At 61.2% G+C, this 18,035-nt stretch carries 16 protein-coding genes; 6 read left to right on the top strand and 10 right to left on the bottom strand.

Annotation, left to right across the window (positions count from 1 at the left end; genetic code table 11):
- Positions 1 to 419: 419 nt before the first annotated feature.
- The gene (locus tag HX898_RS29050) at positions 420 to 2,072 is read left to right on the top strand and encodes a sensor histidine kinase (protein WP_138333312.1); all 1,653 of its coding nucleotides are present in this window, start codon (positions 420 to 422) and stop codon (positions 2,070 to 2,072) included.
- A 62-nt stretch (positions 2,073 to 2,134) separates the two neighbouring features.
- Positions 2,135 to 2,617: a DUF992 domain-containing protein gene (locus HX898_RS29045; RefSeq protein WP_129418983.1), complete on the top strand. Its 483-nt coding sequence runs from the start codon at positions 2,135 to 2,137 to the stop codon at positions 2,615 to 2,617.
- Between the two features lie 81 nt (positions 2,618 to 2,698).
- Here the strand turns inward: HX898_RS29045 and HX898_RS29040 are convergent, their stop codons facing one another.
- The 6 genes from HX898_RS29040 to HX898_RS29015 form a co-directional block, all read right to left on the bottom strand.
- A complete protein-coding gene (locus tag HX898_RS29040; RefSeq protein WP_138390582.1) occupies positions 2,699 to 4,093 on the bottom strand; it encodes an NAD(P)(+) transhydrogenase (Re/Si-specific) subunit beta in 1,395 nt (464 codons plus the stop codon).
- 7 nt (positions 4,094 to 4,100) lie between these two features.
- Positions 4,101 to 4,499 (bottom strand): proton-translocating transhydrogenase family protein, encoded by a 399-nt coding sequence (locus HX898_RS29035; protein ID WP_003542949.1) that lies wholly within the window; start codon positions 4,497 to 4,499, stop codon positions 4,101 to 4,103.
- Positions 4,499 to 5,647, bottom strand: coding sequence for a Re/Si-specific NAD(P)(+) transhydrogenase subunit alpha (locus tag HX898_RS29030; protein WP_180196438.1), 1,149 nt, complete (start codon positions 5,645 to 5,647; stop codon positions 4,499 to 4,501). The genes HX898_RS29035 and HX898_RS29030 overlap by 1 nt, the downstream gene beginning before the upstream one ends.
- A 155-nt stretch (positions 5,648 to 5,802) precedes the next feature.
- On the bottom strand, positions 5,803 to 6,027 hold the full coding sequence (locus tag HX898_RS29025) for an aa3-type cytochrome c oxidase subunit IV (protein ID WP_003542954.1): 225 nt from the start codon (positions 6,025 to 6,027) through the stop codon (positions 5,803 to 5,805).
- A gap of 264 nt (positions 6,028 to 6,291) precedes the next feature.
- A complete protein-coding gene (locus HX898_RS29020; RefSeq protein ID WP_138390584.1) occupies positions 6,292 to 7,044 on the bottom strand; it encodes a hypothetical protein in 753 nt (250 codons plus the stop codon).
- A 145-nt stretch (positions 7,045 to 7,189) separates the two neighbouring features.
- Positions 7,190 to 9,493 carry an EAL domain-containing protein gene (locus HX898_RS29015; protein WP_138333307.1) on the bottom strand — a complete coding sequence of 768 codons (2,304 nt, stop codon included), beginning with the start codon at positions 9,491 to 9,493 and terminating at the stop codon, positions 7,190 to 7,192.
- Between the two features lie 328 nt (positions 9,494 to 9,821).
- On the opposite strand from HX898_RS29015, the gene HX898_RS29010 reads away from it, so the two are divergent.
- On the top strand, positions 9,822 to 10,361 hold the full coding sequence (locus HX898_RS29010) for a TRAP transporter small permease subunit (protein WP_029871859.1): 540 nt from the start codon (positions 9,822 to 9,824) through the stop codon (positions 10,359 to 10,361).
- A 21-nt stretch (positions 10,362 to 10,382) separates the two neighbouring features.
- Positions 10,383 to 11,876 (top strand): TRAP transporter large permease subunit, encoded by a 1,494-nt coding sequence (locus HX898_RS29005; RefSeq protein WP_011653546.1) that lies wholly within the window; start codon positions 10,383 to 10,385, stop codon positions 11,874 to 11,876.
- A gap of 286 nt (positions 11,877 to 12,162) precedes the next feature.
- Here the strand turns inward: HX898_RS29005 and HX898_RS29000 are convergent, their stop codons facing one another.
- The gene (locus HX898_RS29000; protein WP_018243590.1) at positions 12,163 to 13,269 is read right to left on the bottom strand and encodes a TRAP transporter substrate-binding protein; all 1,107 of its coding nucleotides are present in this window, start codon (positions 13,267 to 13,269) and stop codon (positions 12,163 to 12,165) included.
- A 293-nt stretch (positions 13,270 to 13,562) separates the two neighbouring features.
- Between HX898_RS29000 and HX898_RS28995 the strand changes: the two genes are divergently transcribed.
- Positions 13,563 to 14,342: a gamma-glutamyl-gamma-aminobutyrate hydrolase family protein gene (locus tag HX898_RS28995; protein WP_180196437.1), complete on the top strand. Its 780-nt coding sequence runs from the start codon at positions 13,563 to 13,565 to the stop codon at positions 14,340 to 14,342.
- Between the two features lie 64 nt (positions 14,343 to 14,406).
- On the opposite strand, the gene HX898_RS28990 is transcribed toward HX898_RS28995, so the two are convergent.
- From HX898_RS28990 to HX898_RS28980, 3 genes are all read right to left on the bottom strand, one after another.
- The gene (locus HX898_RS28990; protein WP_180196436.1) at positions 14,407 to 15,363 is read right to left on the bottom strand and encodes a 2-hydroxyacid dehydrogenase; all 957 of its coding nucleotides are present in this window, start codon (positions 15,361 to 15,363) and stop codon (positions 14,407 to 14,409) included.
- A gap of 29 nt (positions 15,364 to 15,392) precedes the next feature.
- The gene (locus HX898_RS28985; protein ID WP_003542973.1) at positions 15,393 to 16,415 is read right to left on the bottom strand and encodes a LacI family DNA-binding transcriptional regulator; all 1,023 of its coding nucleotides are present in this window, start codon (positions 16,413 to 16,415) and stop codon (positions 15,393 to 15,395) included.
- 117 nt (positions 16,416 to 16,532) lie between these two features.
- Positions 16,533 to 17,045, bottom strand: coding sequence for a MarR family transcriptional regulator (locus tag HX898_RS28980; protein WP_025396056.1), 513 nt, complete (start codon positions 17,043 to 17,045; stop codon positions 16,533 to 16,535).
- Positions 17,046 to 17,130: 85 nt separating this feature from the next.
- Between HX898_RS28980 and HX898_RS28975 the strand changes: the two genes are divergently transcribed.
- The gene (locus tag HX898_RS28975; protein WP_138390587.1) at positions 17,131 to 17,919 is read left to right on the top strand and encodes a creatininase family protein; all 789 of its coding nucleotides are present in this window, start codon (positions 17,131 to 17,133) and stop codon (positions 17,917 to 17,919) included.
- Positions 17,920 to 18,035: the final 116 nt, after the last annotated feature.

The raw sequence follows: 18,035 nt of genomic DNA, 5'->3' as shown, positions 1-18,035 counted from the left end.
ACGAATCTTCCGGCCGTTAGATATCATCGAGGTGATATCGTGTCATGCCGGGCGGAGGAAACGATGCTGCCGCAAGCCGGCCGCACCGCCCTGCAAAGAGAAGCCGAAAAAGCGTCCTTCGTCGTCGATCGCCTGTCATAGTGTGTTGCAACCTGCTCTTGCTCCCCCTAACATGGGCCTGCTTCGATAGCCCGCTATCGGATGGTCGAACACGTGTTGGGGGCGGTTTGCGAGAGATGCGGATCTTTGCTTTCCTGGCCGCAAGCCAAAACCGTTGCGGGCCAAGCGCATTCCAGCGCCGCGCGTCTTTTCAAACGCACAAAGGACGCTTTAGCACTTTGAATTCCCGCATGATTTTGTCCTTAGATCGATTCCGATTTAAGGAATTATGCATGTGCGCATGCGATGTGGCGTAACAGATGAAAATCGTAGCGCTGTTCTTTCCCAAGGCTTCGATCGGCACCTACCTCGTCGCCATGGCCGTGGCGATCGCACTGCCGATCTTCGCCTTCGTGGCGCTGCTTCTGCTGCAGCTGGAGGACAACCAGCGTTCGACGCTGAAGCGAGAGACGGCCCAGGATGCGCTTGCCCTTTCACGCATCATCGACCGCCAGCTTCAGGACATGGCGACGACGCTGCGGCTGCTTTCGAGTTCACCGGAGCTTGAAAACGGCAATCTCGCCTCCTTCCATGAGCGCACGGAAACGGCCCTCAGAGACAATACGCTTTTCGTTATCGCCGTCGACCGCAGCGGCCAGCAGTTGTTGAACACCCGTCGGGCGTTCGGCACGCCGCTCGGCCAGACGGCGAATATCCCCGCACTCGAGGCGGTCATGGCGTCCGGTCGCATCGAAGCGTCCGACGTCTTTCGCGGCCGGACCAGCGGCGAATGGGTCTATAACGTCACGCTGCCGCGGAAGAATGAGCCGGTCGCAGCCCTTATCATCACGCAAAACGCCCAGGATCTGCGCAAGCTCGTGACCACCGAGGGCCTTGGCCCCGGCTGGTCGGCCGCCGTCATCGATGAGAGCGGCCACGTCGTCGCGGCCACTGGCCCCGCCAATCTCGAACCCGGCACACCTTTCGATCCGCGCATTCTGCCGGCGCTCACCGTCTCCCGTGGCGTCTTCGAGGACGAAACGATCCTGCCGCACATGCTCCTCGGTTATGCTCAGATTCCCGGCTGGTCGTGGAAGACGGTGATCTGGGGACCGATCGCGCAGGCTTCGATCCTCAGCACCTGGCGTTTCCTGATCATCGGCGGCGTGGCACTAGTGCTTGTCGCCGTGCTGGCCGCCTATGCCGTCGCAAGACAGGTGCGCACCACCATCCGCGATATCGCCGACATGGCAAACCGGATGGGCGAAGGTCATATCGTTTCGCCGGTCGAGACCAGCGTCATCGAGGCGAACCAGGTGGCGATTGCCCTTTCGAATGCCTCTTTCGACCGTAGCCAGACCGAGGACCGGCTGCGTTTCGTCATGCATGAACTCGTCCACCGCACCAAGAATCTTCTGACACTTGCCCAGGCAATGATGCGCCAGCTCGCCAAGCAGTCCGACAGCGTCGAGACCTTCCGCGCCGCGGTCGCCGACCGCCTTGAGGGATTGGTGCGTTCGATCGAACTCCTGACCAGCGAACAATGGGGAGGGGTATCGCTGCGGCGGGTCGTCGACATCCATTTGCACGCCTTCCCGCAATCGCGCGAGCAGATCGACATCAGCGGCGAAGACTTCGTGCTGAAACCGGATGCCGTGCAGAATCTCGGTCTCGCCTTGCATGAGCTCGCCACCAATTCGGTGAAATACGGTGCGCTCTCCGTACCGCAAGGCCGTGTCCGCTTCGAATGGCTCGACGTCAGCGAGGAGGACAAGCCGGATGCCCTGCTCCGCTTCACCTGGGAAGAGCGCGGCGGCCCGCCGGTCACCGAGCCATCGCGCTCGGGCTTCGGCACGACCGTTATCAAGGCTCATGCCGCCTCCGCCTTTCGCGGGACGGTTGAGATCGATTTCCGGCCCGAAGGCCTGTTATGGGTGCTGACGGCGCAGCGCGCCACGCTGGAGCGGGAATAAGAGTCCCGGAACAATCGCTAGCTCCACCCGTTTCGGACAGGTCGTTCCAAAGGAGAAAGACCATGTTCAAGCAAACGATGATCGCAGCCGCGGCACTGACAGCCGCTGCCTGGGCGAGCCCGGCGGGCGCGGAAAACTATGTCACGCTTGGCCGTCTGGTCTGTGGATCGGATGGCGGCCAGGGTCTGATCGTCACCTCGCAGAAGAACCTTATCTGCACCTACACGTCGGCGGCCGGCGGAGCCAAGGCAGTCTATGCCGGCAAAATCGAGAAATTCGGCCTCGATATCGGCCAGACCGGCAAGAGCGTCATGATCTGGCAGGTGCTGGCAAAGACCGGCACGGATATCCCGCAATTCGCCCTTGCCGGCGAATATTACGGGATCGGCGCCGATGCGAGCATCGGTGCAGGCGCCGGCGCCAAGGTCATCGCCGGCGGCACAGACAAGGCATTCATGCTGCAGCCGTTGAACGTTCAGGCTCAGGAAGGTTTGAACCTGGCGATCGGCGTCGAGAAAATGACGCTCGTGCCGGGCGAGACCTGACGGAAGCAGCCGCGTCGGCCAAGGCACAGTAGTTGCCTGCTTGGATGAATCAAACAGCCGCCCGAAGGGCGGGTGTAGCGATCAATGCGCGAGCGCCTTGTTGATATCTTCGGTCATCTTCTTCGCGTCACCCAGCAGCATCATCGTGCCGTCCTTGTAGAACAGCGTATTGTCGATGCCGGCATAACCGGAGCCGAGCGAGCGCTTGACGAAGAGGCAGGTCTTTGCCCGGTCGACGTCAAGGATCGGCATGCCGTAGATCGGCGAGGTCTTGTCGTCGCGCGCCGCCGGATTAGTGACGTCGTTGGCACCGATGACATAGGCGACGTCGGCCTGGGCGAATTCCGAGTTGATGTCCTCAAGCTCGAAAACCTCGTCATAGGGAACATTCGCCTCGGCGAGCAACACGTTCATGTGGCCGGGCATGCGGCCTGCGACCGGGTGGATTGCATATTTCACCTCGACGCCGTTCTTTTTGAGATTATCGGCGAGCTCGCGCAGCGCATGCTGGGCCTGGGCGACCGCCATGCCGTATCCCGGCACGATGATGACCTTCGATGCATTGGCCATCAGATAGGCCGCATCCTCGGCCGAGCCGAGCTTGACCGCCCTGTCTGATGTATCCGGTCCGCCGGACGCCGTCTCACCGCCGAAACCGCCGAGGATGACGGAGACGAAGGAACGATTCATGCCCTTGCACATGATGTAGGAGAGGATCGCGCCGGAGGAGCCGACGAGCGCGCCCGTAATGATCAGCGCCAGATTGCCGAGCGTGAAGCCGATGCCGGCCGCGGCCCAGCCCGAATAGGAGTTCAGCATCGACACGACGACCGGCATATCGGCCCCGCCGATCGGCACGATCAGCAGAACGCCGAGCGCCAGCGACAGCGCGACGACGGCCCAGAAGTCGAAATGGCTCTCGGTGGCGGCAAGCCCGATGATGAAGAGCACGATCAGCACCAGCAGGCTCGCATTGATCACATGCCGGTAGGGCAGCAGGATCGGCTTGCCGGACATGCGTCCATCGAGTTTCAGGAAGGCGATGATCGAGCCGGTGAAGGTCAGCGCCCCGATCGCCACGCCGAGCGCCATCTCGACGCGCGCCTCGGTGTGGATCTGGCCGATCTCGCCAATGCCGAAGGAAGCAGGCGTATAGAGCGCGGAGGCTGCGACCAGCACGGCGGCGAGGCCGACCAGCGAATGGAAACCGGCGACGAGCTGCGGCATCGAGGTCATGGGGATGGTGCGGGCGACATAGGCGCCGACGCTGCCGCCGATGGCAAGGCCAAGGACGATCAGCACGAAACCGCCGAAGTCAGGGGTTGCCAGCACCAGCGTCGTCAGGATCGCGATCCCCATGCCGATCATGCCGTAGAGATTGCCCTTGCGGCTGGTGGCCGGATGCGACAGGCCGCGCAGCGCCAGGATGAAGAGCACGCCGGAGACGAGGTAGAGGAAGGCTGCGATATTGGTCATCAGTCCCTCACCGGTCCTTCTTGCGGTACATCGAAAGCATCCGCTGCGTGACGAGGAAACCGCCGAAGATGTTCACCGAGACGAGCACCAGGGCGACGAAGCCGAAGCCGGTGGCAAGCCCGCTGGTCGAGATGCCGACCGCCAGAAGCGCGCCGACGACGATGACGGAGGAGATCGCATTGGTGACGGCCATCAGCGGCGTATGCAGTGCCGGCGTCACCGACCACACGACGTAATAGCCAACGAAGATCGACAATACGAAGATCGCGAGCTGGAAGACGAAGGGATCGATCGCCCCGCCGGTCGCAGCACTTGCCGCTTCCGGTGCCTGGGCCGCCGCCGTGATGACGGCGGTCACCGCCTGGTCGAGCTGTTCCAGCGCTCTGTCCATTGCTTCACTGGCCATCAGATGTCTCCCTTCTTCGCGCCGCCGAAGGCGGGATGAACGACGTCGCCGGCATAGGTCAGCATCGTCGCCTTGACGAGTTCGTCGTCGAGATTGACGACGACGCTCCGGGTCTCCTTGTTGACCATGGTCTCGAGGAAGGTGACGAGGTTCTTGGCGTAAAGCGCCGAAGCGCTGGCCGCAACCCGGCCCGGCATGTTGGCGAAACCGATCACCCTGACGCCTTCGACATCGGCAACCTCGCCGGGAACGACGCCCTCGATATTGCCGCCGCGCTCGACCGCGAGGTCGACGGCGACCGCACCTGATTTCATCGAAGCGAGCATGGCGCGCGAAACGAGGCGCGGCGCCGCACGACCGGGGATCAGCGCGGTGGTGATGACGATATCCTGCTTGGCGATGTGTTCGGCAACCAGAACCGCCTGTTTCGCCCGATAGTCGGCGGACATTTCCTTGGCATAACCGCCGGCCGTTTCCGCCGCCTTGAACTCTTCATCCTCGACGGCGATGAACTTGGCGCCAAGCGAAGCGACCTGTTCCTTGGCGGCAGGGCGAACGTCGGTGGCCGAGACCGCCGCGCCGAGGCGGCGCGCGGTCGCGATCGCCTGAAGACCGGCGACACCGGCGCCCATGACGAAGACCTTGGCAGCCGGCACGGTGCCGGCTGCCGTCATCATCATCGGCATGGCGCGGTCATAAACCGCCGCTGCCTCGATGACGGCTTGGTAACCGGCGAGATTGGCCTGGGACGACAGCACGTCCATGGACTGGGCGCGGGTAATGCGCGGCATCAGTTCCATCGCGAAAGCCGAAAGCCCGGCACTTGCCAGTGCCGCGATCGCTTCGTCATTGCCGTAGGGATCCATGATGGCGATGATCACGGCGCCGCTTTTATAGCCGGAGATTTCCGATCCGCTGGGACGGCGCACCTTCAGCACCACGTCGGCCGAGGCTGCATCCGCAAAACTGCCGATCCTGGCACCGGCGGCCTCGAACTCCCCGTCGGGAATGCGCGAAGCCGCACCGGCATCGGCTTCGACGACGACGTCGAAGCCGAAACTCTTCATCTTCTTCACGGTCTCAGCGGAGGCGGCGACGCGCGTCTCCTCGCCCGTGTTTTCCCTTGCAACGAAAACGGTATTGCCCAACTGCCCCCTCCTCCGGGTCAGCCAGACCGCCGCAGGCTTCCCTGCGCAGGCCAAGCACCTCATTCAAAAAGCTTCGGAGAAGCTCTCCTCCCCTCAAAGCGCCGTGCGTCCTTTCGGACGCACAAAGGACGCTCTGACCCTCTGAATCTATGCGATCAGCGGAGCAGGAAGATGCCGGCAGCGAGTAGAATGATGAAGACGAAGAGACCGCCGAGAAGGCCGGCGCCGCCGAAGAAACCGGCGGTCATAGCAAGCAGGAGGACGATGAGAAGCATCGAGCCGTATTTCGCGCTGGCGATGAACATGTCGTAGGTCTTTTCATGTTCTTTGTAATCCATCGGCGCGCCGGTCTCGACCGGTCCGGTATGATGTTCGGCCATAAATATCGTCTCCCTGAAATGCCTCTGCGCTGCCTAATTTCCCTCTAGGCGAGGGAAATCCCTACGTGCAGGGATTACACAATGACAGGCGAAAGCGCAATGCATGAGAATGCCGCAGGCGCGCCTCGCAGCGACCTCATCCGGACGAGAAGACGACCTCAACGGTCGGATGAAAGGAGATCCGGCGACAGATGCGGTTTTCGCCTGTCGTCCACCCCTCATCTGCCCTGACGGCATCGCCTCTCTATCGCGGAGAAAGGGAAATCACAGCGGCAGATCGGTGCCAAGTTCGCCTGGCGGCACGAAACGCGCCGTCGGAATGATGGTGAGCGGCGGCAGCGTGTCGTTGGGATTGCGCGAAAACATCATGCGCTGCTCGCTGGCGCTGGAGATGAAGAAAGGATAGCGCGTCAACAGCTTGCGCCCGACCTCGATCACGTTCGTCGCCATCAGCGTCACGTCAACCCCGTAACTCTCCGCCAGCCGGCCGGGCACGATGGTATCGGCATAGAAGACCCGCTTGTAGAAGGCGGCATGCGGGGGCCGGACGGACTGAATAACGCGGTCCGCCCGGAAATACGCTGCCGCAACGATGGCGGGTCTCAGCGTCAGATAGGGAACCCATGGCATGTCGGCGGTGAACTCCGGATCGGCCGCGAAACGCGCCGGGTCGATCAAGGTCAGCCCGGCGTCCAAAAGCTCATCCATCGCCTCGGGAAAGGCCTCTCCGGACCGGCTGATACGATGCTCCGGCGTCACATAATGAATTCGGATCGTACTGACCAGTTCGCCATAATAGTACAGACCGAAGATATAGGCATGGCTGTCGAAATCGACATCATCCAATAGCCCTTCCGGGGCAAGCGACAGCGCGCCGTGGGCCCTGTAGGCCTTGTAGCGCAGCCGCTCCACTTCCTCCATGTCTTCGCCGCTTTCGACGCGGCGATACTCTACATTATCCAGAATTTCCAGGATTTTCCTGCTGAAATCGCCACGCGTAAAAAGTGTGTCTGACATTCTCTCGATCCGCTCGTTAACGGATCATTAATCATATACCGGCGGCATATAGGCAAGAAAATCTAAGAATTTGCGTTGGATTTAAATTATTAAGGTTAACGGGGCGCAAGATTTTCGGCTGGATAACCAGTCACTTGCAGGCGGCTCAGGCGACCTTGTTGCGACGGCGCTGGACGGTGCGGCGGCCGATGCCCTCTTGTAGCAGCGTGATGTTCTGGGAAGGCACCGGCCGCGAGAAAACGTAACCCTGCACGAGATCGGCGCTGCGGTGCTTGTTGAGCAGCGCCAGCTGCTCCTCGGTCTCAACGCCTTCGATGACAATCTTCAGGCCCAGTTCGCGGGCGAGATTGACTGTGCCGCGCAAGAGCTTGAGGCGGCGCGCATCCTCGACGATGTTGCGCACGAAGGACCGGTCGATCTTGACGATATCAAGCGGCAGCGTGTCGAGATAGCTGAGGCTGGAGAAACCGGTGCCGAAATCGTCGATGGCAATGGTGATGCCGCGGGACCTGAGCTCCGCCAGGATGGCGCGCACCGCCGCCGGCTCGTCGATCAGGCAGCTCTCGGTGACTTCGAGATGCAGTCGTGCCGCGGCGAGGCCGGAATGGGCAAGCGCCTCGGCAACCACCGAAAGGATGTCGGCATCGCGCAGATCCCGCGCCGAAAGGTTGACCGAAACGGCGATATGTTCCGGCCAGTTCATGCATTCGCTGCACGCCTTGAACAGCACGAAGCGGGTGATGTCGGAGATGATGCCCATATCTTCGGCGAGCCGGATGAAGACATCGGGGGGGATCGAGCCCCTCTCCGGATGCACCCAGCGCGCCAAGGCCTCGGCACATTCGATCCGCGAGCCGTCGGCCCGGAACATCGGCTGGAAGACGAGATGCAGCGCCTGCGCCGAGACCGCATCGCGCAGATCCGCCTTCAGCTTCTGTTGCTCGATATAGCGGCCGTCCATCTCCCGCTCGAATCCTGAGATGCCGCCCTTGAAGCGCGACTTGCTTTCGAACAGAGCAAGATCCGCCTTGACGCTCCATTCGTCCATCGCGAACGCGTCGCTTTCGAGAATCGCGTAGCCGGCGCTGAGCGAAACGAGAAAAGTCACTTCGTCGACCTCGTAGTTACCCTGAATCGCGGCATGAACGCGGCGGATTTCGCGGTCGAGCGAGACCTGCTCCTTCGCACGCGGGAAGAACAGAATGAACTGATCGCCCATCAGCCGGCCGAGGATGGCATTACCGGAAGCCTGCTTGATGCGGGCGGCGATAGCGCAGAGCAGATGGTCGCCGGTCACATGGCCGCGCATGTCGTTGACATGTTTGAACTCGTCGATATCGAGCACCATGAAGCCGAGCGGCCCGTTCTTCTTCGGATACTTGGCAAAATACTCCTGCACCAACTGGCCGAAATATTGCCGGTTGGGCAGGCCGGTCAGCGCGTCGAAGCGCACCATGTGCAGGATCTTCTGCTCCGCCTTCACCCGGCTTGACACGTCCTCGAAGATCAGCACGGCGCCGCCGTCGGCCCTGCGGCTGGCGGAGAATTCGAGCGACAGGCTCTCGGGAAAATGAATGAGCGTGCGCGACAGGCTGCCCTCGGCGACCTGGGTGAGCTGGCGCAGGATGAGCTCCGGCTGCGAGGCATCCATGAAGCTGTAGCGCGCGCCGTAGCGCAGCACGGCGCCGAGGTCGCGGTCCTTCAGCCGCTCCGGCGCACCGATCTTCAGAAGCTCGCAGGCCTTGCGATTGACCACCTGGATGCGGTTTTCGGCATCGACCATGACGAGGCCGTGCGGCATGTTGTTGAGCGCCGTATCGAAACGGTCGGCAATGATGGTGATTTCCCGGCGCGCAATGACGTTCTCATAGAGAAAATCGCGCACGCCGTTTGCCATGGCCCGCGTCGTCAGCCAGAAAGGAATGAGGAGGATCGACAACACGCCGCGATAGAAATCTAGCACCAGCAGGCTGCAGACGATCATCGGCAGGCAGCAGAAGAACGTCTGGAGGTCGACTGCGAAGCGCGAACCGTAATTGCGGCCGACGACGGAAACCATGGTTGCCATGGTGACGGAAATGCATGCAAGCTCCGCAAAGGAATCGCGCACGACGAAGATGGCGTAGCCGCTGGCGATGCCGAGGAGCGCCGTGGTGCAGGCTCCACTGGCAACGAGAACCTGCTCCCACCGTTCGATTCCGGCGTGCGACAGGCTCTGCTTGTCGACACGATCGAACTGCCGGAAGATGGCCATGCGAGCGCCGAAGACCAGAAGGAAGGCGACCGACAGCAGGATGTAGATGGAGTATTGTGTCTTGGCAGCCACGGCAAGGCACGTCGCAACATGTACAATCACGCCAACAAGAAGCGTCATGCGATTCCCGGAGAGGGAACTCACAAACGACAGATACACATCTATTGGGACCCTGTTCGGGTTATCTGGCTTCATCCACACTTTCCCTGTGCGCGGGAATTCTAAGCCCAACCCTTTAAAAATTGATTTCAATGGAATCAAACATTTGGTCAAATTTTCTAAAACCATAGGGTGAACTGCACAGCCTACGCGAGTTAATGCAGCCTACCGGCGAGATTACTGAAATAATTTATCCACGCCTGGGTTGTTGAAATATTTGACGGCCCTACGGCGAGGCCGATGCGTCTAAGACTATACTCCAACGCGAGGCATTTATCCTTCCAATTTCAAAGGCCGTGGTCTACATCGATTGCAAGTGGGAAAACTGCCGGAAAACCGGCGGGACAAGAACAAGGGGAGGCGAATGTCGGTACTTCTGGCCGCAAGCCGGCTGATCGATTCGATCAGTCAGTTCATGGGCAAACTTTCCGAATATATGGTGCTGTTCTGCTGCCTGATCAGCGCCGGTAACGCCATCGTCCGTTATGCCTTCAACTACAGTTCGAACGGCTGGCTGGAGATCCAGTGGTATCTCTTCGCCTTCGTCGTCATGCTCGGCGCCTCGCATGCGCTGCGCAACAATGAGCATGTTCGCGTCGATCTGATCTATGGTTCTGTTTCCGACAGGGCGAAGATCTGGATCGACATCGTCGGCCTCATCGTCTTCCTCCTTCCCGCGTGCGTCTATCTCACCTGGCTGTGCTGGCCCTTCTTCGCGCTCTCCTATCATCAGGGGGAAATATCGGGCAATGCCGGTGGGTTGATCCGCTGGCCCGTCAAGTTGATCCTCGTTGCCGGCTTCGCGTTGCTCTCCCTTCAGGGCCTCTCGGAACTGGTCAAGCGGATCGCAGCGCTCACCGGCTATATCAGCATCGATACGAAATACGAAAAGCCGCTGCAGTAACGCGGGCTGGGAGACACGGATTTGTTTGATTTCGGCATCATCCCGCCGGCCATGTTCCTGGGCATGATCATCTTCATGCTCTACGGCTTTCCGGTCGCCTTTTCGCTCGCCGCCGTCGGTTTGTTTTTCGCCATCATCGGCATCGTCACCGGTCATTTCGGCGAGGTCTTCCTGCAGGCTCTGCCGCTGCGCTTCTTCGGCATCCTTTCCAACGACCTCCTGCTCGCCATTCCCTTCTTCACCTTCATGGGCGCGGTGCTGGAGCGCTGCGGCCTGGCCGAGGACCTGCTCGAAGGCACCGGCAAGCTCTTCGGTGGCATACCCGGCGGCCTTGCCTATGCCGTCATCCTCGTCGGCGCCGTACTCGGCGCGATTACCGGCACGGTGGCCGCCTCCGTCATCACCATGGGGATGATCTCGCTGCCGATCATGCTGCGCTACGGCTACAATCCGCGCCTTGCCACCGGCGTCATCGCCGCCTCGGGCACGATCACGCAGGTGATCCCGCCCTCGCTCGTGCTCGTCGTTCTCGCCGATCAGCTCGGCAGGTCGGTCGGTGACATGTATCTCGGCGCGATCGGCCCCTCGATCCTGCAGGTGACGATCTTCGTGCTCTTCATCCTGGTCATGTCGATTATCCGGCCGAAATCGATGCCGCCGCTGCCAAAAGAGGTGCGAGGCGATTTCAACTGGGCTCTGCTCGCGAAGGTGCTGATGGGCATGGTCCCCTCGATCGTGCTGATCTTCCTGGTGCTCGGCACGATCTTCATGGGTCTTGCAACGCCGACGGAAGCAGGCGCGCTCGGCGTCGTCGGCGCCATTGTACTTGCCGCCATGAATCGCCGCCTCACCTGGCCGCTGATCCGCGAAGCCATGTCATCGACCACGCACATCACATCCATGGTGGTGATGATCCTGATCGGCTCCACCTGTTTCAGCCTGGTCTTCCAGGGCATGGACGGCTCGCGCTGGATCGAGCACATGCTGTCGGGCATTCCGGGCGGCCCGGTCGGTTTCCTGATCTTCGTCAACATCTTCATCTTCGTGCTCGCCTTCTTCCTCGATTTCTTCGAGATCGCCTTCATCGTCATCCCGATGCTCGCCCCCGTCGCCTCCAGTCTCGGCATCGACCTGATCTGGTTCGGCGTCCTGATCTGCGTGAACATGCAGACGAGCTTCATGCATCCGCCCTTCGGCTTCGCACTCTTCTACCTGCGCTCGATCGCCAGCAAGGACGTCAAGACCTCGGATATTTACATGGGGGCTCTCCCCTGGGTCGGTATGCAGCTGATCCTGGTGGCGATCGTGATCTTCTGGCCGCAATCGGTCACCTATTGGCTGGATCACGGCCCGAAGGTCGACCCGAACTCGATCAAGATCGAAGTCCCGGGCTTCGGCGGCCAGCTCGGCCTGCCGCCGCTGGGCGGCGGCGGCAATGGCTCACCGCAGATCCCAGGCCTGACCCTGCCGCCGCTGAACGGCCTGCCGGGAGCACCGCCGCCACCGGCAAAATAGAGCCTTTCCGGGTTAGATTGCAGCATTCTGCCGGAGCAGGTTTTCGTCAGGGCAGAGGCGATTGGCGACGGGCATACCCCTTGGTACGTCCGAGCCGATCGCCTTTGCTCTGGCGGAAAGATGCCCGGCCCTTCGGGTTGGCTGAAACGGGCCGGTCGACCATCCGACTGCGTTTGAGCCAACAGAATGCTTCAATCTAACCCGGAAAGGCTCTAGTCCAGCAAAAGCAAAACCCCGGATGGAGATCCGGGGTTTTGTTATTGCGCACGCGTCGACGGCGGAAAGCTTAGAGCTTTCCGGCCCGCTGCTGGATCATCATGAACGTATCGAAGGTGTATTCCGACAGCTGCATCCAGAGATAGGCGTCCCGCTTGAAGGCGGTCTGGTCGTCGTAGATCTTCTTGAAATACTGGTTCGTGCCCGAGATTTCACTGTAGATGCCCGTCGCTGCCTGGAAGCAGGCTTCCATGATCTCCTGGCTGAAAGGGCGCAACGTCGCGCCCTCCGCGACGAGTTGCTTCAGCGCGGTTGGGTTCTTCGTGTCGTACTTCGCCAGCATGTTGGTGTTGGCGAAGGCGCAGGCGTCGGTCAGCGCTGCCTGATAATGCTTGGGCAGGCTGCTCCACTTTTCGAGATTGAAGAACCCATGCACCGTCGGGCCACCTTCCCACCAGCCCGGATAATAGTAGTACTTCGCCACCTTGTGGAAGCCGAGCTTCAGGTCGTCATAGGGACCGACGAATTCCGCCGCATCGATCGTGCCTTTTTCCAACGCCGGATAGATGTCGCCGCCGGCGATCTGCTGCGGGATGACGCCGACCTTCTCCATGACGCGGCCGGCAAGGCCGGCAATGCGCATCTTGACGCCCTTGAGGTCATCGAGCGTATTGATTTCCTTGCGGAACCAGCCGCCCATCTGCGCACCGGTATTGCCGGCCGGCAGGGCATACATGCCCTGCGTGGCATAAAACTCGTTCATCAGCTTATTGCCGTTGCCTTCATAGTACCAGGCATTGGTCAGACGGCTGTTCAGCCCGAACGGAATGGCCGTTCCGATGGCATAAGTCGGGTCCTTGCCGACGAAATAATAGGAGGTGGTATGGGCTGCCTCGACCGTGCCGGCGGCAACGGCATCGACGGCCTGCAGGCCCGGCACGATTTCACCGGCCGCGAAAGGCTGGATCGTGAAATTGCCGTCCGTCGCGGCGGCGACATGCTTGGCGATATCCTCGGCTCCGCCATAGATCGTATCCAAGCTCTTCGGAAACGACGACGTCATGCGCCACGCGATCTTCGGATTCTCCTGCGCGATCGCAGGCGCTGCCAATGCCGTTGCGGCAACCGCACCGGCGCTGGCGGTTCCCGCCTTCTTGAAAAACGAACGACGATCCATCAAAAACCTCCCATATAGATGACACTGCGCGGCCGATCTCACCCCTACCCGCAGCAAGGGCAAACCTAAGCATGGCGCAAGCCGCGATTCAAGCTTTAGTCTATTAGCCTTTGGCATCAAGACGGCAATAAGGCAACGCGCACGTATCTATCAGAATCAGCGGCTTAGCCGTAAGCCGGGAAGGCAGGGTGCCGCTTCCCTCGCAATTTTGCCACCTGATACAGCCAAGCGTTGACTTGACGGCCGTTCAGGCGGAAGAAACGACGAGCACAAAGATTTTGACTGGGGCTGATATGACGAAACCGATCGTTGCCATTCCTGCCGATATCCGTAGCTTCGACGGCGCGACCTGGCATGCCGTGCAGCATCAATATCTGCGCGCCGCATTGAACGCATCCGGTGTCATGGCCTTCATCATCCCTGCCTTCGAGGAAGGCTACGATACCGATGCGATCCTCGACCGCGTCGACGGTCTGCTGGTCTCCGGCTCGGCCAGCAATGTTCATCCCTCGCTCTACGGTACCGAGGCGAATGACAAGGACGGCCCGTTCGACCCCGCCCGTGACGCCACCAGCCTGCCGCTCATCCGCCGCGCCATCGACCGCGCCATCCCGCTGCTTGCCATCTGCCGCGGCATCCAGGAGCTGAACGTCGCCCTCGGCGGCTCGCTGGCAAGCGAGATCCAGGAGCAACCCGGCATCTGGGACCACCGCCGGCCAGAAGGCGTCGACCGGGACGGCATGTACGCCATTCGCCAGACCGTCCATGTCAAGGAAGGCTCCTGCATTGCAGGCATTCTCGGTCCGGGCGAGATCCGCGTGAATTCCCTGCATCGCCAGGCAATCGCCAGAACCGCCCCACGCCTGCAGGTGGAAGCCATCGCCGAAGACGGCACGGTGGAGGCCGTTTCCGTTATCGACGCCAAGGCCTTCGCCGTCGGCGTGCAATGGCATCCCGAATATTGGGCTGAAACCGACAAGTCTTCGAACCAGCTGTTCGCCGCTTTTGGCGACGCCGTCCGCAGCTATGCCGCGGCCAAGCTGCCGGTCATGTCAGCGCAGGCGATCGCCTGACGGCGCGGTGCCGGCGAAGCGCCATATCCGTTACTTGGCAAGCATCGTCCGCCGTGCCAACCACCTAAGCCTTCTGTGGCGTCTCCGGCACCGGCGTCAGCGCCGCACCCTTCTCGAACCAGGCGATGAGATTGTCGGCGACGAGATCGGCCATTGCATTGCGTGTCGGCACGGACGCGGAGGCGACGTGCGGTAGCAGCACGGCATTGGTCGGTTCCAGCAGGTCGGCCGGCACGGTCGGCTCTTCATAGAAGACGTCCAGACCGGCAGCGCCGAGCGCGCCGGAAGCAAGCGCGGCACTCAGCGCCTCCTCGTCCACCGTCCAGCCGCGGCCGACATTGACGAGAATGCCGTCAGGGCCGAGTGCTGCCAGAATATCGGCATCGATCGTCTTGTGCGTCTGCGGCGTCTTCGGAACGATGGCGATCAGCGTATCCACCGCGTCCGCCAGCCCCTTCAACGTCGGGTGATAATCGTAGGACACGTCGGCATGGCGTGAACGTGTGTGATAGCTGATCTTCACCTTGAACGGCTCCAGCCGCTTGGCGATTTCGAGGCCGATGCGGCCAAGGCCATAAAGCCCGACATGACGGCCCTTGAGCGAGAAACGCGACAGCGGATAGGCCGTGCCCGGCTTCCAGTTGCCCGCACGCAGCCAGGCTTCGGCCCGCGGCAACTCGCGGACTGTGTTCAGCAGCAAGCCGATCGCCGTATCGGCGACCTCATCGTTCAGCACATCAGGCGTATTGGTGACGACAATACCTTTTTCGGCGGCATGTTTCACGTCGACGCCGTCATAACCGACACCGAAATTGGCGACAACCTCGACATGCGGCAGTTGGTCCATCCAGGCGCCCAGGAAGGAACCGGACACGGCGACGCCGCGGATGCGGCCGGCGATCTCGCCGTCGAGCGCAAGCTTCTCCTCGCGCGGGACGGCGATAATCTCAAAACGATCCTTCAACCTTTCGAGAACACGCTCGTGTATCTTCCCAGGAACGAGAATGGCGATGCGGGACATAGCTTTTCCTCTTGGATGGCGGTCTTGGTTCAGGCGCGCGGCCGATGGGGACTGGTGGACTGGCGAATGCGCATTTCCGGCTTGATCAGATGCATACCGTCAGGCTCATGGCTGCCGGCAAGGCGATCGAGCAGTGCCCGGGCGGCCAGGCGCCCGACCTCGGCCTGACCGTTCCAGACGGTCGTTAGCGCAGGCGTAGCGATCGAGGCCTCCTCGAGATCGTCGTAGCCGGTGACGGAAATATCGCGTCCCGGCACCAGGCCGGCGCGCGCAATGCCGTTCATCAGGCCGATTGCCACGAGATCGTTCCAGCAGACGGCTGCGGTCGGCTTCTGCGGCAGCGAAAGGAAGTGCACTGCAGCCTCGAAACCGCCCTGTTTCGAGCGCGGACCGGGAATGCGCAGGTTCGGATCGACCTCGATGCCGGCCTTCCGGAGTGAATTGACATAGCCCTGGTAGCGATCGCGGCCGGTGGATGTCTGGTCCGTGCCGCCGATCATGGCGATCGAGCGATGACCGAGGCCGATCAGGTGGTTGGTGGCAAGCGAGATACCGTAGCTGTCGTCGCCGCGATAGGTCGGCAGGTCCTGCCCTTCCATCGAGCGAGCGACCAGAATCGCCGGCATGCCGTTGTCTTCCGCCAGTTGCACGTCTTCCGGCGGCGTACCGATCGCCGGCGACATGATGACGCCGTCGCCACCGAGCTGCAGCAGCGTCTCGATGAAGGTGCGCTGCTTTTCGACATTGTCGTAATGGTTGGAAAGGATGAAGGTGTGGCGGCTGCGGTCGAGTTCGCTTTCGATCGCCTTCAGGATCTCCCCGTAGAAGGGGTTCATGATGTCGTGTACGACGACGCCGATGATGCCGGAGCGCGAGGTCCGAAGGCTGGCAGCACGGCGATTGTAGATATAGCCGAGCGCGCGCGCCTGTTCCTTGATCTTCTCCCGGGTATTGCCGGCGACGAGCGGACTGTCGCGTAAGGCAAGCGATACGGTCGCCGTTGAAATGCCGAGCGTTTCGGCGATTGTCGAAAGCTTGATCTTCTGGACCACGTGTCCTCCTCCAGGCAGCACGTAAGCAGCAAGACCCCGCCAGCAAACCGGCGCGGCCCTTAAAATGTTTAATTAAAAGATTTAATCGGTGGAAGCAATTCGTCTTTCGGGGAAATTTCAGTCTTCGTCCGGTTCTTCGATATGAATGGCTTCAGCCTGCAGATTGGCATCGATCGCCTTCAGCAGGCGGACGAGATTGCGGATTTCCTTCTCGGAGAACTCCTGCGTCGCCAGCCTGTCGCAGGCCGAGGCCGCCATCTCGATCCCCTGCACGCTGCCGCGGCCGAGTTCGGTGAGATAGACCTTGGTGAGGCGCGCATCCTCGGCATCGGGTTTGCGCTCGAGAAAGCCCTGCGCCTCCATGCGGCCGATCGTGCGCGTCATCGTCGGCGCCTTGACCCCAAGCTTCTGGGCAAGGCCGCCTGCCGTCATGCCGTCGCTCTCGGCAAGCGAGAGAATGACGCCGTCCTGGCCGGCATAGAGGCCGCTTTCGAGCAGGTTGCGCGAGAGCACCGTCCGCATGGAACGCGCCGCCTGGGTGAGCGCCGGAGAGAGATCGACGAGCGTATACTCGGTCTGGTCCTTCTTCTTGGACTTGTTCTTTTTGCCGTCCTTGTGCTTCTTTCCCATAGCCATCCCTTTGATCTTTAAGCCCCGACGCCGCTGCGATATGACATTGCTCAGGATCTCGTCATAAACAAGAGGCAACCACCGGATGATGACGCCTTCGCCGCGCTTCGAGGACAGCAACCCGGCCTTTGCACCTGACGGGCGCCATCTGATCGCCGTGTTGCCGCTCGGCGCCCACGAACAGCACGGCCCTCATCTGCCCTTCGAAACCGACACCCTGATTGCCGAAGGTATCGCCGGACGATTGAAGATGGCCTTGCCCGCCGGCCTGCCGGTCACCTTCCTGCCCGCCGAATCTGTCGGCTATTCCATAGAGCATATGGATGTTGAAGGAACGAAGACGCTTGCCTTCGACGAAGCGGTAAACCGCTGGCTCGGCATCGCCGAGGGGCTGGCAAAGCAGGGCATCGGCAAATTCGTGATGCTGAACGCCCATGGCGGCAATTCGCCCGTCATGACCATTGTCGCGACCGAGGCGCGGGTTCGCTTTGCCATGCTGGCGGTGGCGACGAGCTGGACCCGTTTCGGCGCGCCGGATGGCGTGGTCACGCCGGAGGAAAAGGCGATCGGCATCCATGGCGGCGATATCGAGACCTCGGTGATGCTGGCGCTTCATCCCGATAAGGTGGATATGGCGAAGGCGGCGGACTTTTCCTCGCGACAGACGGAATTCGCCGTGCGCTTCAAGCATCTGCGCGCCTACGGGCCGCACGCCTTTGGCTGGAAGATGTCGGATCTCAACACGCAAGGCGCTGCGGGCAACGCCGCGGCCGCGACGGCAGAGAAGGGTGAGGCACTGATTACCCATGCGGTGAAGGGACTGACGGAACTGCTCGAAGATGTCGATGCCTTCGACGTCGAACAGCTCCGGTGAAGGTGGGCCTGCGCCGCGCAAACGATGTGATCTTATAACATTATAAAACCCTTTGAACTGCCACGCTCAAGCCATTATATGAGACCAACCGTTCAAGCAGCCGATCCCAAGCCGCT

The sequence above is a fragment of the Rhizobium sp. WYCCWR 11128 genome (assembly GCF_013416305.1).
Taxonomy (GTDB): Bacteria; Pseudomonadota; Alphaproteobacteria; order Rhizobiales; family Rhizobiaceae; genus Rhizobium; species Rhizobium indicum.
Note: the sequence above shows the minus strand (reverse complement) of the source record. Positions and strands in the feature narration are given on the sequence as shown.